The 21,644-nt window shown below is 53.9% G+C and carries 16 protein-coding genes, 1 tRNA gene and 1 pseudogene; 1 reads left to right on the top strand and 17 read right to left on the bottom strand.

Going from position 1 to position 21,644, the window contains the following annotated elements:
- Positions 1–11 precede the first annotated feature (11 nt).
- The 11 genes from truB to ftsH form a co-directional block, all read right to left on the bottom strand.
- The gene (gene truB, locus BCA33_RS06695; protein WP_071264429.1) at positions 12–941 is read right to left on the bottom strand and encodes a tRNA pseudouridine(55) synthase TruB; all 930 of its coding nucleotides are present in this window, start codon (positions 939–941) and stop codon (positions 12–14) included.
- The gene (rbfA, locus tag BCA33_RS06690; protein WP_071264427.1) at positions 938–1,360 is read right to left on the bottom strand and encodes a 30S ribosome-binding factor RbfA; all 423 of its coding nucleotides are present in this window, start codon (positions 1,358–1,360) and stop codon (positions 938–940) included. The genes truB and rbfA overlap by 4 nt, the downstream gene beginning before the upstream one ends.
- The gene (gene infB / locus BCA33_RS06685) at positions 1,360–3,909 is read right to left on the bottom strand and encodes a translation initiation factor IF-2 (protein WP_071264425.1); all 2,550 of its coding nucleotides are present in this window, start codon (positions 3,907–3,909) and stop codon (positions 1,360–1,362) included. Before infB ends, rbfA begins: the two co-directional genes overlap by 1 nt.
- A gap of 17 nt (positions 3,910–3,926) precedes the next feature.
- The gene (nusA, locus tag BCA33_RS06680; protein ID WP_071264423.1) at positions 3,927–5,420 is read right to left on the bottom strand and encodes a transcription termination factor NusA; all 1,494 of its coding nucleotides are present in this window, start codon (positions 5,418–5,420) and stop codon (positions 3,927–3,929) included.
- A 54-nt stretch (positions 5,421–5,474) separates the two neighbouring features.
- Positions 5,475–5,936, bottom strand: a complete 462-nt coding sequence (gene rimP, locus BCA33_RS06675) for a ribosome maturation factor RimP (protein WP_071264421.1) — start codon at positions 5,934–5,936, stop codon at positions 5,475–5,477.
- A gap of 317 nt (positions 5,937–6,253) precedes the next feature.
- Positions 6,254–6,338, bottom strand: a tRNA-Leu gene (locus BCA33_RS06670).
- Positions 6,339–6,345: 7 nt separating this feature from the next.
- Positions 6,346–6,729 (bottom strand): preprotein translocase subunit SecG, encoded by a 384-nt coding sequence (secG, locus tag BCA33_RS06665; RefSeq protein WP_071264419.1) that lies wholly within the window; start codon positions 6,727–6,729, stop codon positions 6,346–6,348.
- A gap of 24 nt (positions 6,730–6,753) precedes the next feature.
- On the bottom strand, positions 6,754–7,512 hold the full coding sequence (tpiA, locus tag BCA33_RS06660; protein ID WP_083394658.1) for a triose-phosphate isomerase: 759 nt from the start codon (positions 7,510–7,512) through the stop codon (positions 6,754–6,756).
- A gap of 76 nt (positions 7,513–7,588) precedes the next feature.
- Positions 7,589–8,932: a phosphoglucosamine mutase gene (glmM, locus tag BCA33_RS06655; RefSeq protein ID WP_071264417.1), complete on the bottom strand. Its 1,344-nt coding sequence runs from the start codon at positions 8,930–8,932 to the stop codon at positions 7,589–7,591.
- A complete protein-coding gene (gene folP, locus BCA33_RS06650; RefSeq protein WP_071264415.1) occupies positions 8,932–9,762 on the bottom strand; it encodes a dihydropteroate synthase in 831 nt (276 codons plus the stop codon). The genes glmM and folP overlap by 1 nt, the downstream gene beginning before the upstream one ends.
- Positions 9,763–9,877: 115 nt before the next feature.
- On the bottom strand, positions 9,878–11,821 hold the full coding sequence (gene ftsH / locus BCA33_RS06645; RefSeq protein WP_217632627.1) for an ATP-dependent zinc metalloprotease FtsH: 1,944 nt from the start codon (positions 11,819–11,821) through the stop codon (positions 9,878–9,880).
- A 320-nt stretch (positions 11,822–12,141) separates the two neighbouring features.
- Here ftsH and yhbY point away from each other — a divergent pair, with 320 nt between their 5' ends.
- On the top strand, positions 12,142–12,453 hold the full coding sequence (gene yhbY / locus BCA33_RS06640; protein ID WP_071264413.1) for a ribosome assembly RNA-binding protein YhbY: 312 nt from the start codon (positions 12,142–12,144) through the stop codon (positions 12,451–12,453).
- 87 nt (positions 12,454–12,540) lie between these two features.
- Here yhbY and greA read toward each other — a convergent pair whose 3' ends face one another.
- From greA to dnaK, 6 genes and pseudogenes are all read right to left on the bottom strand, one after another.
- On the bottom strand, positions 12,541–13,020 hold the full coding sequence (gene greA, locus BCA33_RS06635; protein WP_083394657.1) for a transcription elongation factor GreA: 480 nt from the start codon (positions 13,018–13,020) through the stop codon (positions 12,541–12,543).
- Positions 13,021–13,024: 4 nt separating this feature from the next.
- Positions 13,025–16,243 (bottom strand): carbamoyl-phosphate synthase large subunit, encoded by a 3,219-nt coding sequence (carB, locus tag BCA33_RS06630; RefSeq protein ID WP_071264409.1) that lies wholly within the window; start codon positions 16,241–16,243, stop codon positions 13,025–13,027.
- Between the two features lie 91 nt (positions 16,244–16,334).
- A complete protein-coding gene (gene carA / locus BCA33_RS06625; RefSeq protein ID WP_071264406.1) occupies positions 16,335–17,465 on the bottom strand; it encodes a glutamine-hydrolyzing carbamoyl-phosphate synthase small subunit in 1,131 nt (376 codons plus the stop codon).
- A gap of 237 nt (positions 17,466–17,702) precedes the next feature.
- Positions 17,703–18,503 carry a 4-hydroxy-tetrahydrodipicolinate reductase gene (gene dapB, locus BCA33_RS06615; RefSeq protein WP_071264402.1) on the bottom strand — a complete coding sequence of 267 codons (801 nt, stop codon included), beginning with the start codon at positions 18,501–18,503 and terminating at the stop codon, positions 17,703–17,705.
- A 24-nt stretch (positions 18,504–18,527) separates the two neighbouring features.
- Positions 18,528–19,658 carry a molecular chaperone DnaJ gene (dnaJ, locus tag BCA33_RS06610; protein ID WP_071264400.1) on the bottom strand — a complete coding sequence of 377 codons (1,131 nt, stop codon included), beginning with the start codon at positions 19,656–19,658 and terminating at the stop codon, positions 18,528–18,530.
- 77 nt (positions 19,659–19,735) lie between these two features.
- Positions 19,736–21,641, bottom strand: a pseudogene (dnaK, locus tag BCA33_RS06605) (molecular chaperone DnaK).
- Between the last annotated feature and the right edge of the window lie 3 nt (positions 21,642–21,644).

Here is a 21,644-nt window from a genome sequence, read left to right as displayed (position 1 = left end):
ACAACGGTTAACTACTGTTTACCGCTGCTACTTACCAAACGGCGAGGCACCAACTGGGTTTCCTCACCTTCTGGCAATGCTTCTGCAAGCCCAACGAAGCCTTCGTTGCCATATATACGCACGAAGCCATCGAAGACTCGACCCGGTATTCTAACCGGTTGTCCATTCAATATCGACACCAAAGGCTGCCCGCTCAAGCGGTGCTCTGGGAACATGGAAAGCGCTGCATCAGGGGCAACTAGCAGGCCATCCAGACTTTCGCCGCGCTCACGCATCGCCTCCAGATCCGGCACTGGGTGCGCATTGGCCAAAGTGAATCCAGCTGCTAACGTGCGCCGCAGCGCAATCACATGTGCACCGCAACCCAGCACTTCGCCGATGTCTTCAACGAGTGAGCGAATATACGTACCCTTGGTGCACTTTACGGCAATATCTAACTCGTTTTCACGAACGTCCAGAAGCTGGAGGTCGTAAATGGTTACCGGGCGCGCCGGGCGCTCCACTTCAATACCCTCGCGGGCGTATTCATAAAGTGGGCGGCCTTTGTGCTTAAGTGCCGAGTACATGGAGGGAACTTGCTGGATATTACCGCGGAACCGTTCCAATACAGGCTCAAGCACTTCTGGCGTAAGACCTTCCGGAACTGGTTTTGTCTCAACGACCACGCCTTCGCTGTCACCTGTTTCGGTGCGCTCGCCAAGCCGCGCTGTAGCTATATAAGCCTTGTCGCTGTCCAGCATCATTTGCGAGAACTTCGTAGCCTCACCGAAGCACAAAGGTAGAACCCCGGTTGCCAGCGGATCCAAGGCGCCGGTATGGCCTGCCTTGGCAGCACCATAAAGGCGCTTGACCTCCTGCAGGATACCGTTAGAAGTAATACCCAGAGGCTTGTCGATGACCAGAATGCCACTAACATCACGACCTTTACGTCTGCGACTCAAGCGTTTGACTCCGGATCATTCTGGTTGTCGTCGTTCCGCTCAACGGCTGGCTTATCACCTACCGCTTCGCGAATAAGACTGTCCATTCTGCGGCTGTAGCCCTGAAGCGCGTCAAAGTGGAATCGCAGCTGGGGCACAACCCGCAGCTTCATCGCTCTTCCCACTTGGCCACGGAGAAATCCAGCTGCTTTGTTCAGTACCGAAACAGATTCCTTTGCCTCGGGGGAGTCCGCGGTCAGCTCCTCGGTAGTCAGCAAAGAGACATATATATCAGCGTAGCCAAGGTCACGACTGACCTTGACTGCGTTGACTGTCACCATACCTAACCGCGGATCCTTAACCTCGCGCTGAATCAGCTGGGCAAGCTCACGCTGCATCTGATCGCCAATGCGATCAATACGACTGAACTCTCTTGGCATTAGGCCCCCGTAGACTCGAGCTTGCGCTCGACTCTAACCCGGTCGAAGACTTCGATCTGGTCACCGACCTTCACGTCGTAGCCTTTAACACCGATACCACACTCCATACCGTTACGAACTTCAGGAACGTCGTCCTTGAAGCGGCGCAGAGATTCCAGCTCGCCTTCGAAGATAACCACGTTGTCACGCAGAACACGAATGGGCTTGTTCCGGTACACGTTGCCTTCCGTCACCATGCAGCCAGCAACCTGACCAAACTTAGGTGAGCGGAACACATCGCGTACGTCTGCAATGCCAATGATGTCTTCGCGGAATTCTGGTGCCAGCATGCCCGTCAACGCGGCTTTCACATCATCTAGCAGGTTGTAGATAATGCTGTAGTAGCGCAGATCCAGGCCTTCTTGCTCAACCAGGCGCTTGGCTGCTGTATCAGCACGCACGTTGAAGCCGAAGATAACGGCATTGGTTGCCATTGCGAGACTGATGTCCGTTTCGGCAATACCACCGACACCGGAAGACACGATCTTCACCTGAACCTCTTCGTTGCCCAGATCCTGCAGCGACTTGTTGATCGCCTCAAGAGAGCCACGTACGTCGGTTTTAAGAACAACGTTGAGGGATTTAACCTCGTCTTTGCCCATGTTCTCGAACAGGTTCTCAAGCTTGGCTGCTTGCGCCCGCTGCAAACGCTGCTCGCGCTCACGAACATGACGGAATTCTGCCAATTCTTTGGCCTTGCGCTCATCGGCTACTGCAAAGAACTCGTCGCCGGCGTTCGGCGTGCCATTAAGGCCAAGAATCTCGACAGGAATAGATGGGCCAGCATCTTTAACTTGCTTGCCAGCTTCATCGGTAATTGCGCGAACCTTTCCGAAGAAAGAACCTGCAACAACCATGTCGCCCCGCTTAAGTGTGCCGTTCTGTACCAGCACAGTAGCAACAGGCCCACGCCCGCGCTCAAGACTGGATTCAACAACAACACCGTTGGCAGGTGCGTCAGGCGTAGCCTGAAGCTCAAGGATCTCGGCCTGGAGCAAAACCGCCTCAAGAAGCGTATCAACGCCGTCACCCGAGTGCGAGGAGATGGGTACGAACTGAACGTCGCCGCCCCAGTCCTCTGGAATAACGTCAATCGCAGCCAGTTCGTTCTTCACGCGATCCGGGTCCGCTTGCTCTTTGTCCATCTTGGTGATGGCAACAACGATGGGCACGCCAGCAGAGCGCGCATGTTGCACCGCTTCTTTAGTCTGCGGCATAACTCCGTCATCGGAGGCTACAACCAGGATAACGATATCGGTGCACTGGGCACCACGGGCACGCATCGCGGTAAATGCCGCGTGGCCTGGGGTATCCAGAAACGACACCATGCCTTGATCGGTTTCTACGTGGTAAGCACCGATATGCTGGGTAATACCACCAGATTCACCCGAGGCAACCTTGGTGCGCCGAATGTAGTCAAGCAGCGATGTTTTACCATGGTCGACGTGACCCATTACACTCACAACTGGAGCGCGCTTGGTCTTTTCCTTGCCTTCCACTTTGAATTCGCTAAGCACATCGTGCTCAAAAGCATCGTCGCTGATGGGCTTGGCCGTGTGGCCTAGCTCTTCAACTACCAGAGTCGATGTTTCTTGGTCCAGTGGCTGGTTAATGGTTGCCATCACGCCCATGCCCATCAAAATCTTGATGACGGCACCGGATTTGACGGCCATCCGCTGGGCAAGATCGCCAACGGTAATCACTTCAGGAACTTCTACTTCTCTGACCATTGGTTTGGTCGGCCTCTCGAAGCCATGACGCTTCTCTTTGGGTTTCTTTTTCGCTCGCAGCGGCTTGCGCAAAGTGTTGTCATCATCGTCTTCCGAGATCACCACTGGCGCGTCCGCAGGACGGTTACGTGGACCACGATGGCCAGCCTGCTTCTTCTTCGGCTTGCCTTCTTCGGTTTCGTCGCCACGCTCACGAACTTTTTCTTTCTTTTTCTTAGGCTTCCGATCCTTACCATCACCCTCAGGCGGCGGCATCGGCATATCTTCCGGAGCGGGTTCCGGAGCCTTTTTCGGCTCAGCCTTTTCGGCAGGCGCCTGCGCTTCTGCAGCCGGTGCCTGCTTCTCTGCCGCTTCAGAAGAGGCTTCTGAAGGAGCTTCTGCTTCTGCCTGTGGGGCAACTACATTTGCGGGTTGCTCCGCCTGCACCTGCTCCACGCTCTGTTCTTCTTTAACCTCTTCAGGTGCCGCCGCTTCTGGTTCTGGCTGCGACTCCGCACGCTTTACATAGGTGCGGCGCTTACGCACTTCCACATTAACCGTCTTGGCCTTGCCAGCCTTGAGCGTGGTTGTCGTTTTGCGCTTCAGAGTAATCTTGTTCGGCTCAGCGCCTGCTTCACCGTGGGTCTGTCTCAGATAGGCCAGCAACTGCTGCTTCTCATCGCTAGACACAGAGTCGCCTTCCGAGCGGGCTTTCAAGCCAGCTTCCACGATCTGCTTCAGCAAACGATCCACGGGAGCGCCTACATCTTCGGCCAGTTGTTTTACCGTTACTTCAGCCATACTGGTCTCCTCCCGAATTAAGCCTGGTCTTCAAACCAGGGGGCGCGTGCGGCCATAATCAATTGTCCCGCACGCTCTTCATCCATACCTTCGATATCGAGCAAGTCATCAACCGACTGCTCAGCCAAATCTTCCATTGTACGTACGCCCATGCCAGCGAGTTTAAACGCCAGGCTGCGATCCATTCCGTCCATGCTCAGAAGATCTTCTGCCGGCTCAGCGCCGTCGAGAGCTTCTTCACTCGCCAAAGCCTGATTCAACAAGGCATCTTTGGCACGACGGCGCAGTTCTGAGACGGTATCTTCGTCAAAACCTTCAATCGCCAACATTTCTTCCATGGGTACGTAGGCGACTTCCTCGATAGACGTAAAGCCCTCCTCGATCAGTACACCTGCGAATTCTTCATCTACATCCAGGTGAGCCGTAAAATGCTCAACCAAAGTATTGAACTCTTGCTCTTGGCGCTCACCGGCCTCCTCTTCGGTCATTACGTTCAGGGTCCAGCCTGTAAGCTCAGTAGCCAAGCGAACGTTCTGTCCATTACGACCGATAGCCTGCGCCAAATTGTCTTCAGCAACAGCCACTTCCATGGTGTGACGATCTTCGTCCATCACAATGGAGGCCACCTCAGCGGGCGACATGGCGTTAATAACCAACTGTGCGGGGTTATCGTCCCACAGCACAATGTCTACGCGCTCGCCGCCCAGTTCGTTGGAAACAGCCTGAACACGGGAACCACGCATGCCTACACAGGCACCAACCGGGTCAATACGGCGGTCATTGGTTTTCACGGCAATCTTGGCGCGAGAACCTGGATCACGGGCTGCGCCACGGATCTCTATCAGCTCTTCGGCAATCTCGGGCACTTCGATACGGAACAACTCAATCAACATCTGCGGTGCTGAGCGGCTGAGGATCAACTGGGGCCCACGGTGATCTGTGCGAATTTCCAGCAGCAGCGAACGAACCCTATCTCCCATGCGAAACGTTTCGCGGGGAATCAGCTGTTCTCTGGGCAGCAGTGCCTCGGCGTTAGCGCCAAGATCAACAATCACGTTATCGCGAGTAACCTTTTTAACCGTACCTGAAACCAACTCACCAACACGGTCGCGGTAACTGTCGACGATTTTGCTCCGCTCAGCCTCACGCACTTTCTGGAAGATGATCTGCTTGGCAGCCTGAGCCCCAATACGACCAAAAGCCACAGACTCGGCTTTCTCTTCATAGGTGTCGCCGGGCTTCAACTCAATGTCGATCTCCTCGGCTTCCTGAAGGGTCAGCTCGGTACCCAGCGCTGGTACAGCGTCGTTATCCACTACCAGCCAACGGCGAAAAGTCTCGTACTCTCCGGTACGGCGGTCAATCGACACGCGCACATCCGACTCTTCATCGTCGTAACGCTTTTTGGCAGCTGTGGCGAGTGCTAGCTCGATCGCCTCAAAAATTACGTCCTTCTCGACACCTTTTTCGTTCGAGACGGCTTCAACCACCAGCAAGATCTCTTTACTCATTGGATTGCCCTGCCCTGAAAATAAACTGTGCATCTACTGAGTTATTCAAATAGCTCACTCGAATACCGGAATAATGTGGGCTTTTTCGATACTGTCGAAAGGCAGAAGATATTCGTGATCGTCAACAATCACTACAACATCATCACCTTCAACAGCTTTTATAAGCCCCTGAAACTTGCGCCGACCATCAAACGCCATGCGCAAGCGAATTTGTACCTGATGCCCCACAAATGCCTGGTAATGCTCAGGCCGGAACAAAGGACGATCCATTCCCGGAGACGAAACCTCAAGCGTGTATTCTGTCTTGATGGGATCTTCAACATCCATCACGCCACTGATCTGACGACTGACTTTCTCGCAGTCGTCGATGCCAATACCGTTTTCAGCATCGTCTATAAATACCCGAAGAAGTGATTGATAGCCCTGGGAGCGATAATCGATACCCCAAAACTCGTAACCCAACCCTTCCACTACAGGCTGAAGAATGTCTTCCAGTTGTTTAAGCTTGCCTGACAAGTTAGGCGGTCTCCGTTGTGAAATTTACCGGCACCAAAAACAAAAAAAGGGCTGTCAACCAGCCCTTTTTACGCACCAGGGCCCATTACGCCAGGGCCCTTAATCAAAAAGCCCCGAAAACCGGGGCCTTTTGTTGCAAGAACTCGCAGGAAGCTAACCGGTATCCCGCTTCCTGCTGACAGACACCTGGCCTGCCAGAAACCCGACAAATAATATGTCGGATCCCAATATCCGCCGGAGTATAAAGACGCCCAACGGACTGGTCAAGGACTGACCAAAAAACGGCCTGGAACATCCAAGCCGTTTTTCTTCTTAATTGGTGCCCAAGGCCGGACTCGAACCGGCACGGCTTTCGCCACTACCCCCTCAAGATAGCGTGTCTACCAGTTCCACCACTTGGGCAACACTCTTACTCGAGCTCGGGAAGATCAGACTCCCCGTTCCCGGTTTCGCTTTTGGCAGCATCACCGTTATCTGCAGCAGCGCCTTGCGCAGGAGCTTCGCGAGATTCCTGAACAACAGGAATACCCGCTTCGCCTGCCACTTCTGCGCGCTGCTTGGCAAATACTGCCAGCGAGAAACTTGTTACAAAAAATATGATTGCGAGCATGGCCGTCACGCGGGTCAGAAAACTGCCGCTGCCCTGACTACCGAATACAGTCTGGGACGCTCCACCGCCGCCGAAGGCTGCACCTGCGTCTGCACCTTTACCCTGCTGGATCAGCACCAGACCCACCAGCGCAACCGCGATAACGACGTGCGCAATAACTACTAGCGTTTCGATCCAATCCATATCGACTCTCGCGAACCTTTAACTTTAGGTACCTGCCGGCATATCCCGGCAAATACTAACAAAATCTTTTGCGACCAGCGATGCTCCGCCAATTAAACCGCCGTCTATATCCGGCTCTGCAAAAAGAGCCGCTGCATTATCTGCTTTTACACTGCCGCCGTAAAGCAATGAAATTTCTTCTGCCGGCGCGCCCATATCTTTTAGCACGCCCCGTATAGCTGCATGCATGGACTGAGCGTCGTCTGACGTCGCAGTTTTGCCGGTACCTATCGCCCAGACTGGCTCATAGGCTACGACAACACTTTGCCATTGATCTTGCGCCACCTTCGACAAGCCTGCTCGTATCTGGCCGGCAACAACATTTTCAGCCTGCCCAGACTCCCGCTCTTCCAAAGTTTCTCCAACGCACACAATAGCCGTTAAACCACTGGAAATAATAAGCGAAACCTTTGCAGCTACCAGTTCGTCGGTTTCACCGAAAAGCTGGCGTCGCTCAGAATGACCTACGAGCGCATAGCGACAACCTACATCTTTAGCCATTTCCGGGGACACTTCCCCAGTGTAGGCACCTGACTGCCACTGCCCTATATTCTGAACACCAACAGACACGCCATTTTGCGCTTGCCTCAACACACCCTCGATGTAAATTGCGGGTGGAAGAATGACAACCTCCACGCCGTTATCAAGAGATTCGGCCTCAGACCGGATAGAGCCAACCAGCTTTTCCGAGAGATCTTTCGACCCATTCATCTTCCAGTTTCCGGCTACAATCTTGCGACGCATATCAGTTCCCGAATGTAAGGGAGGGCGCACTATACAGCAGTCCCTCATAACAGACAACCGCCTGAAACCAACAAAATCAGTGCGTTGAACTTTCCACAACCTGCGCTAATTCTTCAGCAACACGGCGAATATCATCCGCATCCTTACCCTCTGCCATTACACGGATCAAAGGCTCGGTTCCTGAAGCCCGAAGCAGAATCCTTCCTGAACTGCCAAGCTCTGACTCGGCCTTCTTAACCGCGGCAACAATATCATCGCGACTGAACGGATCGAAACGCTTTGCAACCCGCACATTGATCATTGTCTGCGGCAACTTGCTCATGCCCTGGCGCAACTCGGCAAGGGTTTTGCCAGACTTGCCGATAGCGAGCAGCACCTGGAGCGCAGAAACAATGCCATCTCCAGTACTCGTACAATCACGAATTACCATGTGGCCGGAACCTTCTCCACCAACCACCCAGTTATTAGCCAATAAACGCTCTACCACATAGCGGTCACCCACATTGGCTCGCTCAAAGGCAATACCCATTTCGGTTAACGCCAGCTCAACACCCAGGTTGGTCATGAGCGTACCCACCACGCCACCTTTGAGATTGCCATCAGCAAAGCGCTGGGACGCAATCACATACAGCAACTCATCGCCGTCAACTTCAGAGCCGTCGCGATCAACCATCAACACCCGGTCACCATCGCCATCAAAGGCGATCCCCAGATCTGCCTGTTTATCAACGACAGCCTGCTTCAACGCACCCAGGTGTGTAGAGCCGACATTCAGGTTGATATTTAGCCCATCAGGCTCCGCACCAATAACCGACACCTTCGCGCCTAGCTCACGAAACACCTTTGGAGCAACGTGGTAAGTTGCTCCATGAGCACAATCCAGAACGATCTTCATGTGATCCAGCGTAAACTCGTTTGGCACCGTGCTTTTGCAGAATTCAACATAGCGCCCCGGAGCATCTTCTATCCTGGATGCTTTACCCAAGTCACCTGGGCCACAGACTTCAATAGGCTTATCCAGCCAGCTCTCAATTTCTGCCTCCAGCGCATCATCGAGCTTGGTACCGTCAGCGGAGAAGAACTTGATGCCGTTATCATGATGCGGGTTATGAGACGCACTGATCACGATACCTGCGGATGCACGAAAAGTACGGGTAAGATAGGCAATAGCCGGCGTTGGCATGGGGCCCAGCAGCTTCACATCAACGCCCGCAGCAGAAAGCCCTGCCTCTAGAGCTGACTCAAACATGTAACCGGATAGCCGGGTATCCTTACCGATCAACACACTGTTTCGCTGGCCAACCTTTTTAAAAGCCTGCCCGGCGGCCCAGCCCAAGTGCAACATAAACTCCGGCGTTATCGGGGGCTCACCCACCCGGCCGCGAATTCCATCCGTGCCAAAATATTTTCTTCCCGCCATCAAACTGCCTCCTTTATGGCCGTCGCAACTCTGACGGCATCTACGGTTTCCCTGACATCGTGCGCGCGGATAATGCTGGCACCCTTCATTGCCGATATTGTCGCGGCCGCAAGGCTGGCAGACAACCGCTCATCAACTTCCCGGCCAGTGATAAGACCAAGCATGGATTTTCTGGACATACCCACCAGCAGAGGGTGCCCCAGCGAATGCAGCTGTTCCAGCGAGGCGAGCAATCGCACATTATGCTCAAGGTTTTTTCCGAACCCAAAGCCCGGATCCAGGATTATATTCTGGGCATCAATACCCGCCTGCACAGCAACACGAACACGCTGAGTTAAAAACTCCCCAACATCACGCAACACATTCTGGTACTCAGGCCTGTCCTGCATGGTTTCCGGCTCGCCCTGGATATGCATGATACATACGGGTAGGCCTGCATCTGCGACAGCGGCCAAGGCGCCGTCTCTTTGCAGTGCACGTACATCATTAATTAACCCTGCACCTAGCCCCGCTGTTTGAGACATAACCTCTGGCGTGCTGGTATCCACGGAAACAATTACGTCGAGCTCCCGTGAAATGACCTCTACTACTGGGCAAACTCGATCCAACTCTTCCTGAATCGACACTTTGGCTGCGCCTGGGCGGGTTGACTCCCCGCCCACATCAATGAAGGCCGCGCCATCTGCGACCATCTGACGAGCCTTTAAAAGTGCTGCATCCTGCCGATTGAACCGCCCTCCATCAGAGAACGAGTCTGGCGTGACATTGAGCACACCCATCACATGGCAGCGAGACATTTCCAGCACTCGCCCAGCAAAACTCATTTTCATAGCTATCCAATCCCAGGCAGGCACGTTAAGACTTGAAAAACTGCAATCAACAAAAACAAACGCCGCCCTTAATCCAGGCGGCGTTTGTCAGCACGATTATATAACGCCGAGAGAATCAGTGCTCCCCAGCAGGCCGCCCAACATCAGGCCGACGGCCATCATCAGAAGGCTTTGCCTTAGCAGCCTGCTCCGGATCGTCAGCCTTAACACCACCGGTAGGGCCGTTATCATCCCAACCCTTTGGTGGACGCGGAGTACGACCCTCCATGATGTCATCAATCTGGTGACGATCAATGGTTTCATACTTCATTAACGCGTCGGCCATAACATCCAGCTTGTCGCGGTTATCCACTAGTATCTTAGTGGCCGTTTCATAACAGGAATCGATGATATTACGGACTTCTTCATCAATACGCTGGGCCGTTTCTGGCGAATAGACCGTCTGAGCTTGGCCCGCAGAGCGACCCAGGAACGGCTCTTCGCTGTCTGTATCGTACTGCAGCGGCCCAAGTTTCTCTGACAAACCCCAGCGAGTGACCATATTACGGGCCAGACTGGTGGCACGCTCGATGTCATTCGAGGCACCGGTGGTAACGCCATCAAAACCCAGCGTCAGCTCTTCGGCGATACGACCGCCAAACAGGCTGCATATAGAGCTGATCAGGAAGCGCTTACTGTGGCTGTACCTGTCCTCTTCTGGCAGGAACATGGTTACACCCAAGGCACGGCCCCGAGGAATAATGCTCACCTTGTACACCGGATCATGCTCTGGCGTCAGCCGGCCGACAATCGCGTGACCAGACTCGTGATAAGCAGTATTCCGCTTTTCTTTTTCACTCATCACCATGGACTTGCGCTCAGCGCCCATCATGATCTTGTCTTTGGCCAACTCAAACTCTTCCATGGAGACCAGGCGCTGGTCCCGGCGAGCTGCGAACAGTGCCGCCTCATTCACCAGGTTCGCAAGGTCAGCACCGGAAAAGCCCGGCGTACCGCGCGCAATAAGCGCAGGTTCAACGTTCTCATCCAGAGGCACCTTCTTCATGTGCACCTTGAGAATTTGCTCTCGGCCGATGATGTCGGGCAAACCCACCACAACTTGGCGGTCGAAACGGCCCGGGCGCAACAACGCCGGATCGAGAACATCCGGGCGGTTGGTCGCAGCAATAACGATAACGCCTTCATTACCTTCAAAGCCGTCCATTTCAACCAATAGCGCGTTCAAGGTCTGCTCACGCTCATCGTGACCACCACCCATGCCGGCACCACGATGGCGACCGACCGCATCGATTTCGTCGATGAAGATAATGCAGGGGCTTTGCTTCTTGGCCTGCTCGAACATGTCACGCACACGGGATGCACCAACACCTACGAACATTTCCACGAAGTCGGAACCGGAAATCGAGAAGAACGGAACTTTTGCCTCGCCGGCGATAGCCTTGGCAAGCAGGGTTTTACCGGTACCAGGCTGCCCCACCATCAAGACACCTTTCGGGATGCTGCCACCAAGACGCTGGAACTTACTGGGATCCCTAAGAAAATCCACCAGTTCCTTAACGTCTTCTTTTGCTTCATCCACACCAGCTACGTCGGAAAACGTGGTCTTGATCTGGTCTTCACTCATCAGCTTGGCTTTACTTTTACCAAACGACATGGGGCCTTTGCCACCACCGCCGCCCTGCATCTGACGCATGAAAAACACGAACAGCGCGATAATGATCAGGATCGGGAATGCCGCAACCAGCAACTGTGTCCACAGGCTTTGGCGTTCCGGTTCTTTGCCGATCACTTCTACTTTGTTCGCCAGCAGATCATCCATCAGTTTGTTATCCGCCACCTGAGGACGAATTGTTTCAAACTGGGAGCCATCGCCACGCGTGCCCTGGATTTCCAGACCATCAATCGTGACTTTATTGACCTGGCCCTGCTGAACCATTTCAACGAATTGAGAATAATTGACTTGCTGCCCGCTGGTGGTGGGAGAAAAGTTCTGAAACACCATCAACAGTACTGCGGCTATTATCAGCCAGAGAACCAGATTTTTTGCCATATCGTTCAAGGATCATCGCCTGTGAATTGAAGAGCGCACCCGCGAGGGCGCCACTCTTTTAGGACACCTTACACCAATTATACGTCTATCCACCAGAAACGGCCTATCCGTAACGGCCACAGAAAAACGTAGCTGTGAGTCCACCATTAGACGCTTCTGACCGCCGGAAAACCCACATGTTCCTTGTATGTGGGCCCCATCTCGGAAATTACAACGCCTGCAAGGTGATCTGCGTGCAAGGTTGTCTGTTACAATTCGCCAATTATACGACGTTGCCAGCGAATATGCCGCTGACCTTTTGTTAATTGCACCGATAAAGAGATTACATCATGAGCCTTTCACCGCAACAGCGCCGGGAATACCGGGCCATTGCCCACAACCTGAAACCCGTCATTATTGTGGGCGATAAGGGCCTCACCGAAAACCTGCAAGAAGAGCTTGATAGAGCCCTGACCGATCACGAACTTATCAAGATTAAAGTGGCAAGTCAGGACAGGGAGGCACGCCAGGAAGCGATCAGCGCCCTGTGCGAATCCAGCGGCGCTGAAGTGGTGCAAACCATCGGGAAAATTGCAGTCATTATGCGCAGGGCCAAGAAGCCTAACCCAAAACTCTCCAATTTGCTGCGCCACAAAAACTGAGGCCCACTGAATTCCGGAAACAAAAAAACCGGCTGCGCCTAACGCAGCCGGTTTTTTCGTACACTGGCTCAGCCAGCGTCACCCGAATCAGAGGTATTCCACCTTTTCGATTTCGTACTCCACCATGCCAGAAGGCACGCGAATGGCGACAACGTCATCTTCGCTCTTGCCCACCAGGGCACGGGCAATAGGCGAGGAGATAGACAGTTTGCCTAACTTAATATCGGCTTCATCTTCCCCTACAATCTTGTAAACCACCTGCTCGTCAGTATCCATATTCATCAGATGAACAGTGGTACCGAAGATCACTCTGCCAGTATTCTCCATAGCGGTAACATCAATTACCTGAGCCGCTGAAAGCTTGCCTTCAATTTCCTGAATTCGGCCTTCAATAAAGCTCTGCTGCTCCCGGGCCGCGTGATACTCGGCATTTTCTTTCAAATCGCCGTGCTCCCGGGCGTCTGAAATCGCTGCAATAACACGAGGCCGATCTTCGGACTTTAGCTTTTGGAGCTCCTCACGAAGACGGGCTTCGCCCGCTGTTGTCATAGGTACTCTTTCACTCATAATCTTACTTCCCTGCGTGGAGGTCTTGCAGGCGGCGTACTGTACGCTCCGGGCCAAACTTGATGGCCCGACAGAAGGCTTCGCCGCCCGCCAGTGTTGTTGTGTAAGCCACTTTGGTCTGCAGAGCTGACTGGCGAATCTGCGCCGAATCCAACACGGCCTTGCGACCCTCAGTGGTATTAATAATGAGCTGAACCTGGCCGTTCTTTATGGCGTCTACAATGTGTGGTCGCCCCTCGCCCACTTTATTTACCCGCTCCACCTCGATTCCCGCCTCACGGAGGGCTTTCGCGGTGCCGGTGGTGGCAACAAGCTTAAAGCCAATTCCCCTCAGATCCCGCGCAACCTGGATGGCTCCCGCTTTATCTACATCGCGAACCGACATAAACGCGGTGCCTTCAGCCGGCAAACGCTCACCGATTGCCAGCGAAGCTTTAGCAAACGCTTCATCAAAGCTGTCACCAAGCCCCATTACTTCGCCCGTGGATTTCATCTCCGGCCCGAGGATCGGATCAACCGATGGGAACTTGTTGAACGGGAATACGGATTCTTTTACAGCGTAGTAGCTAGGCACCACTTCTTTGGTAAAGCCCTGCTCTGCGAGCGATGTGCCCGCCATCACCCGTGCCGCTACCTTGGCAAGGGACACGCCAATGGCCTTGGATACAAAAGGCACGGTTCTTGATGCGCGCGGGTTCACCTCAATTACGTAAATCTCGTCATCCTGCCAAGCAAGCTGCACATTCATCAGGCCGACCACTTCCAGCTCAAGGGCCATCTTTTTCACAGCGTCTCGCATGGCGTCCTGAACATCTGCCGGCAGCGTGTATGGCGGCAAGGAACAGGCCGAGTCGCCAGAGTGAATGCCGGCTTGTTCAATGTGCTGCATGATGCCACCGATGACAACATCCTTGCCGTCACAAATAGCATCGATATCCACTTCAATGGCGGCGTTCAGGAAGTGGTCCAGCAATACCGGGCTATCGTTGGACACCAGCACGGCACTGCGCATATAGCGCTCCAGCTCGTCTTCTCCGTAAACAATCTCCATAGCTCGACCACCCAGCACATAAGACGGGCGAACCACCAATGGATAGCCAATCTTGCGAGCCGCCAGAATACCTTCTTCGTGGCTACGCACGGTGGCGTTTTCTGGCTGCTTGAGTCCCAGGCTATCAATCATCTGCTGGAAACGCTCACGGTCTTCCGCCCGGTCAATGGCGTCCGGGCTGGTACCTATAATGGGCACACCAGCGGCTTCCAGTCCCCGCGCCAGCTTTAGCGGTGTCTGGCCGCCGTACTGGACAATCACACCCTTGGGCTTTTCTACGTTGATAATCTCCAGCACGTCTTCAAGAGTGATCGGCTCAAAATACAACCTGTCAGAGGTATCATAATCGGTCGATACCGTTTCCGGGTTGCAGTTGATCATGATGGTTTCATAGCCATCTTCACGCATGGCAAGTGCTGCATGCACACAACAGTAATCAAACTCGATGCCCTGGCCAATGCGGTTAGGGCCACCACCGATAACCACGATTTTTTCGCGATCGCTGGGTTCCGCTTCGCACTCTTCCTCGTAAGTTGAGTACATGTAAGCAGTATCAGAGGCAAACTCTGCAGCGCAACTATCTACCCGCTTGTATACCGGGCGGATATTCAGCTCGTGCCGCAGTTTACGCAGACTGCTTTCTTCGACACCCAACAGCTTGGCCAAGCGAGCATCAGAGAAGCCTTTGCGCTTGAGGCGGAACAGGGTGGCATGATCGATATCAGCTTTACCAACAGACTTAACGGCCTGCTCTTCGCGAATAAGGTCTTCGATCTGTACCAGATACCAAGGGTCTACCTTGGTGAACTCAAACACATCTTCTACGCTCATCCCTGCCCGGAAGGCATCACCGATATACCAAATACGCTCGGCACCAGGAACGCTGAGCTCGCGGGTGAGGGTTTCGCGGGAATTCTCGGAAGTGAACTCCTCAAGCTGCTCATCAAAACCGTCGGACCCAACTTCCAGCCCACGTAGAGCTTTTTGCAGAGACTCCTGAAACGTGCGGCCAATAGCCATGACTTCGCCCACAGACTTCATCTGGGTGGTCAGGCGGGCGTCGGCTTGGGGAAATTTCTCAAAGGTAAACCGGGGGATTTTTGTAACCACATAATCGATGCTGGGCTCGAAAGATGCAGGCGTTACACCACCGGTTATCTCATTGCGCAGCTCGTCGAGTGTGTAACCCACTGCCAGCTTTGCTGCGACCTTGGCAATCGGGAAGCCTGTTGCCTTGGAAGCCAGTGCCGATGACCGAGAAACCCTGGGGTTCATCTCGATAACGACCATGCGGCCGTTATCCGGGTGGATGCCAAACTGTACGTTGGAGCCGCCTGTTTCTACGCCAATCTCGCGTAGCACAGCCAACGAGGCGTCCCGCATAATCTGATATTCTTTATCGGTCAGCGTTTGAGCGGGTGCAACAGTAATGGAATCACCCGTGTGCACGCCCATGGCATCGAAGTTTTCGATGGCACACACAATAATGCAGTTGTCCGCCTTGTCGCGAACCACTTCCATCTCATACTCTTTCCAGCCAATCAGCGACTCGTCGATAAGCAGTTCACTTGTGGGGGAAAGATCCAGGCCACGGGTACAGATCTCTTCAAACTCGTCCCGATTGTACGCAATACCACCACCAGAACCGCCCATGGTGAACGACGGGCGGATAATGCATGGGAAGCCGATGTCTTCAGCAACTTTCCAGGCTTCTTCCATGGTGTGAGCAATCGAGGCGCGGGGGCACTCAAGACCAATGGCCTTCATCGCCTTATCGAAACGGCTTCGGTCTTCAGCCTTATCAATGGTGTCGGCGTTGGCACCGATCATTTCCACACCGTGTTTTTCCAACACGCCGTGCTTTTCCAATTCCAGCGCACAGTTCAATGCGGTCTGGCCACCCATGGTAGGCAGTACGGCATCGGGCTTTTCTTTCTCAATGATTTTGGCAACCGTTTGCCAGGTAATCGGCTCGATGTAGGTGGCATCCGCCATCACCGGGTCAGTCATAATGGTGGCCGGGTTCGAGTTAACCAGGATGACACGGTAGCCCTCCTCTCTCAGGGCTTTGCAAGCCTGAGCTCCGGAGTAGTCAAATTCGCACGCCTGCCCGATTACAATCGGGCCTGCGCCCAGAATCAGGATGCTTTTAATGTCGGTCCGTTTTGGCATGTCTTTGTAAACCTGTCAGCAACGTTTAAATTCTTGCAGCGCAAAAAACGCGGCGCGTGTCTGGTGTGACGTTTCCGCCCATGAGCCGGCCTTAGGCCGTTCGGGCTTCCATCAGACGGATAAACTCGTCAAACAAAGACGCCACATCACCGGGGCCCGGGCTCGCCTCGGGGTGCCCTTGAAAACTGAACGCCGACTTATCAGTGCGTCGAACACCCTGCAACGTGCCATCGAATAGCGACTTATGGGTAACCTCGAGTACGGCAGGCAGGGAAGCTTCATCCACCGCAAAGCCATGGTTCTGGCTTGTAATCATCACCGAGCCGTTATCAAGCCGCTGAACCGGGTGGTTGGCGCCATGATGTCCATGTTTCATCTTCATGCTTTTCGCGCCACTGGCAATTGCCAAGAGCTGGTGACCAAGGCAAATACCAAACACTGGAATGTCGGTTTCAAGCACGTCCTGAATTGCCTTGATTGCGTAATCGCAGGGTTCGGGGTCACCCGGGCCGTTCGACAGGAAGATACCGTCTGGATTCATAGCCAACACATCTGACGCCGGAGTTTGAGCGGGCACAACGGTGACATCACAGCCCCGGGAGGCGAGCATGCGCAAAATATTGAACTTAATGCCGTAATCCCAAGCCACAACCTTAAACTTTGACTCGCCACCCTCGGCGTAGCCTTCGCCAAGTGTCCACGCGCCCTGAGTCCAATTATAGGCCTTGTCGCAGGTAACTTCTTTGGCCAGATCCATGCCTTCGAGCCCGGGAAACGCATTTGCGAGTTCCAGTGCACGCTCTGCAGTGGCGCTAGCACCGGCCACAATGGCGCCACTCTGTGAGCCCTTGTCGCGGAGGATGCGCGTGAGACGCCGGGTATCAATATCGGCAATTCCGACAATGTTGTTGCTTCGCAGATATTCATCCAGCGATCCGGTGCTGCGCCAGTTGCTGGCAACCAGGGGCAGGTCACGGATAATCAGGCCGGCGGCCTGAATACGGCCTGACTCTACATCCTCTTCATTCACACCGGTGTTGCCAATGTGCGGATAGGTCAGGGTAACGAGCTGGCGGGCGTAAGACGGATCGGTCAGTATTTCCTGATAGCCGGTCATCGCGGTGTTGAACACCACTTCGCCGCTGGTTTCGCCGTCAGCGCCAATAGCGGTGCCGTAAAACAGGCTTCCGTCTGCGAGTGCAAGGATTGCGGGTGTGCTCAAGGCTTGTATCCTCATCGAGTGGCGTATCAATTCGTCACGTGCAGGAACGCAAGCGCAAATTCAGGTCGCAAAAAAGCGAGAGGGAGTAAAAACTCCGTCCCGCTTTTTGTTATCCGGGGACTTTTTTGTCCCTTGGGCCTTTCAAAGCCTACGCTTGGTGCAGTTAAACCGCCTTATTGTATAAAATATGCGGTTTTGTGTCCATGTAAAATCTCACATGCCTCCTACACGGCTGGCTCACTTCAACGAAAGAACATCCTGCATATCATACAAACCCGCTGGCTTGTCCTTCAGCCACAGCGCGGCCCGCATAGCGCCTTTAGCAAAGGTCATGCGGCTACTCGCTTTATGGGTTATCTCGATACGCTCACCTTCGGTGGCGAAAAGTACGGTGTGATCACCCACCACATCGCCAGCACGAATGGTTTCGAAGCCGATTTCTTTGCGGGTGCGCTCGCCGGTGAAACCTTCGCGGCCATAAACGGCACACTCTTTGAGATCTCGACCAAGCGCGTCTGCAACCACTTCGCCCATGCGCAGGGCTGTGCCGGAGGGGGCGTCTTTCTTGTGGCGATGGTGCGCTTCGATGATTTCGACGTCGTAGTCGTCCCCTAGCGTTGCTGCCGCAGTGCGCAAGAGGTTGAGAACCACGTTAACGCCTACGCTCATGTTGGGCGCAAACACCACTTGGGTAGATTCTGCTGCCAGGGCAAGCTGCTGCTTTTCGGCGTCGGACAAACCGGTGGTGCCGACAACCAGCATTTTTCCGTTAGCTTTACAGAATTCGGCATTTTCCAGGGTCAGGTCCGGGAAGGTGAAATCGACGAGCACGTCGAAATCGTCTTTCACATCAGCCAGGGTGCCCGCCATCTTTACGCCGGTTTTGCCGATGCTGCTCATTTCACCAGCGTCGGCACCAATAAGGCTGCTCCCAGGCTCGACCACCGCAGCGCCCAGCTCCAAGCCCTCGGTACCGTCAACCGCCTCGATCAGCACTTTACCCATGCGCCCGGCGGCGCCGATGATTGCTACCCTCATGGCCTATTCCCTATATGAAACGGATCAGAATTTCATTTCGTCGAAAAAGCTTTTAACACCTTCAAACCAGGATGTTTTCTTCGGCGCGTGGTTTGTACCCTTGTTGTTATCGAGGGTTGTCTGAAATTCCTGAAGCAGTTCTTTCTGGCGCTTATTCAGGCTAACAGGCGTCTCGATAATTACGCGGCACAAGAGGTCGCCGGAAGGGCCTCCGCGAACCGGGCTAACGCCTTTATTGCGTAGCCGGAAGAGTTTACCTGTTTGGGTTTCAGCCGGAATTCTCAGCTTTACGCGGCCATCAAGCGTTGGTACTTCCAGCTCCCCACCAAGGGTCGCATCCACAATACTAATTGGTACTTCACAGTAGAGGTTGCGGCCATCGCGGGTAAAAATTGAGTGTTCCCGCACTGACATCTGCACATACAGATCGCCGGAGGGGCCACCATCCATACCCATCTCGCCTTCGCCGGAGAGCCGGATACGGTCGCCGGTATCCACACCGGGCGGCACTTTAACGGAAAGCGTCTTTTCTTCCCGAATTCTGCCCTGCCCCTGGCACGATCTACAGGGGTTTTTAATAATCTGGCCGGACCCACGACACGTCGGGCAAGCCTGCTGCACGGCGAAGAAACCCTGCTGCATGCGAACCTGCCCCATACCCTTACAAGTGCCGCAGGTTTCGGGGCGAGAGCCTTTTTCTGCGCCACTGCCGTCGCAAGTGTCACACTCCCGGTGCCCCGGGATTGTAATCTCAACGGTTCGTCCTTTTACCGCCTCTTCAAGATCCAGCTCCAGGGTGTAGCGCAGATCCGAGCCGCGAGTGTTGCGGCCGCCACGGCCGCCGCCACCAAATATATCGCCAAACACGTCGCCAAAGATGTCGGAGAAATTGCCTCCGCCACCGCCACCAAAGCCACCACCGGCCTGGCCATCCACTCCGGCATGTCCGAACTGGTCGTATGCCGCTCGCTTGGATTGGTCAGCCAATATTTCGTAGGCTTCGCTGGCTTCTTTGAACTTGTTCTCAGCGTCTGTATCTTCCGGGTTGCGGTCGGGATGATATTTCATCGCGAGCTTTCGATATGCTCGCTTAACGTCTTTCTCGTCCGCGTCCCGGGAAACCCCGAGAATGTCGTAATAATCGCGCTTGGCCATGCTTTAAAACCCTGTTTTTTAAACGAGGAAAACGCGGAGCAGATCCGCGTTTTCCAACTACCTGATGTACGTCAGAATTACTTCTTTTCGTCGTCTTTGACTTCTTCGAACTCGGCATCCACTGCATCATCAGCGGACTGAGCTTCTTCCTGCCCGCCAGCTTGTTCTGCCTGGCCTTCCTCTTCTGCGTACATCTTCTGAGCCAACTCTGACGAAGCTTCAGTCAGCTTCTTGGTCTTGGCTTCGATATCGTCTTTATCGGACCCCGTCAAAGCTTCTTCCAACTCCTTGATAGACGCTTCGATAGACTCTTTCTCGCTTTCGCTAACCTTGTCGGCAGCTTCAGTCAAAGTCTTGCGCACAGCGTGTACCATCGCATCGCCTTGGTTGCGCACCTGAACCAGCTCTTCGAACTTGCGGTCCTCTTCGGCGTTCGCTTCGGCGTCTTGCACCATTTTCTCGATTTCGTCGTCGTTCAGGCCGGAAGAGGCCTTGATCACGATGGACTGCTCTTTACCGGTAGCCTTGTCTTTAGCAGACACGTTCAGAATACCGTTAGCATCGATATCGAAAGTTACTTCGATTTGCGGCACACCACGAGAAGCCGGCGGAATGTCTGCCAAGTCAAAACGACCCAGGGACTTGTTCTGCGTCGCCTGCTTGCGCTCACCCTGAACAACGTGAATGGTAACCGCTGTCTGGTTGTCTTCTGCCGTAGAGAAGGTCTGCGACTTCTTCGTCGGAATCGTCGTGTTCTTGTCGATAACCGGCGTAGCAACACCACCCATGGTTTCAATGCCCAGGGTCAGCGGAGTCACGTCCAGCAGCAGTACGTCTTTTACATCGCCTGAAAGTACAGCCGCCTGAATCGCAGCACCCATGGCAACAGCTTCGTCCGGATTCACATCCTTACGAGCATCTTTGCCAAAGAACTCTTTCACTTTTTTCTGAACCAGCGGCATACGGGTCTGACCACCAACCAGGATAACCTCGTCGATTTCCTCGATTTTCAAGCCTGAATCCTTCAGGGCCACCTTACAGGGCTCAAGGCTGCGCTGAACCAGATCTTCAACCAGCGACTCAAGCTTTGCGCGAGTCAGCTTCACGTTCATGTGCTTAGGGCCACTAGCATCTGCTGTAACGTACGGCAGGTTAACGTCTGTCTGCTGGCTGCTGGAAAGCTCAATTTTTGCCTTCTCACCGGCTTCTTTCAGGCGCTGCATAGCTAGAGAATCGCCGCGCAGGTCAATCCCGCTGTCTTTCTTGAACTGGTCGGCCAGGAATTCGATGATTTTCATATCGAAATCTTCACCACCAAGGAACGTGTCGCCGTTGGTCGCCAGCACTTCAAACTGGTGCTCGCCGTCTACATCCGCAATTTCGATGATCGAAAGGTCGAACGTACCACCGCCCAAGTCGTATACCGCTACGGTACGATCGCCGCTTTTCTTGTCCAAGCCATAGGCCAGGGCTGCTGCAGTCGGCTCGTTGATAATACGCTTCACGTCCAGACCGGCAATTCTGCCCGCATCTTTGGTAGCTTGACGCTGGCTGTCATTAAAGTAAGCCGGCACGGTGATAACCGCTTCAGTCACTTTCTCGCCAAGGTAGTCTTCTGCAGTCTTCTTCATTTTTTTCAGAATTTCTGCAGACACCTGCGGCGGCGCCATCTTCTCGCCTTTCACTTCTACCCAAGCATCGCCATTATCCGCGCCAGCGATTTTATAGGGCACCATCTTGATGTCTTTCTGAACAACGTCATCTTTAAAACGACGACCAATCAGTCGCTTGATAGCGTATATAGTGTTCTCTGGGTTGGTAACCGCTTGGCGCTTCGCAGATTGCCCAACCAGTATTTCACCATCATCGGTATAAGCGATGATGGACGGTGTAGTGCGATCACCCTCAGCGTTTCAATAACCCGGACTTATCGCCATCCATGATGGCAACACACGAGTTGGTCGTTCCAAGGTCGATACCGATATC

Source organism: Marinobacter sp. AC-23 (assembly GCF_001858325.1).
GTDB lineage: Bacteria > Pseudomonadota > Gammaproteobacteria > Pseudomonadales > Oleiphilaceae > Marinobacter.
Note: the sequence above shows the minus strand (reverse complement) of the source record. Positions and strands in the feature narration are given on the sequence as shown.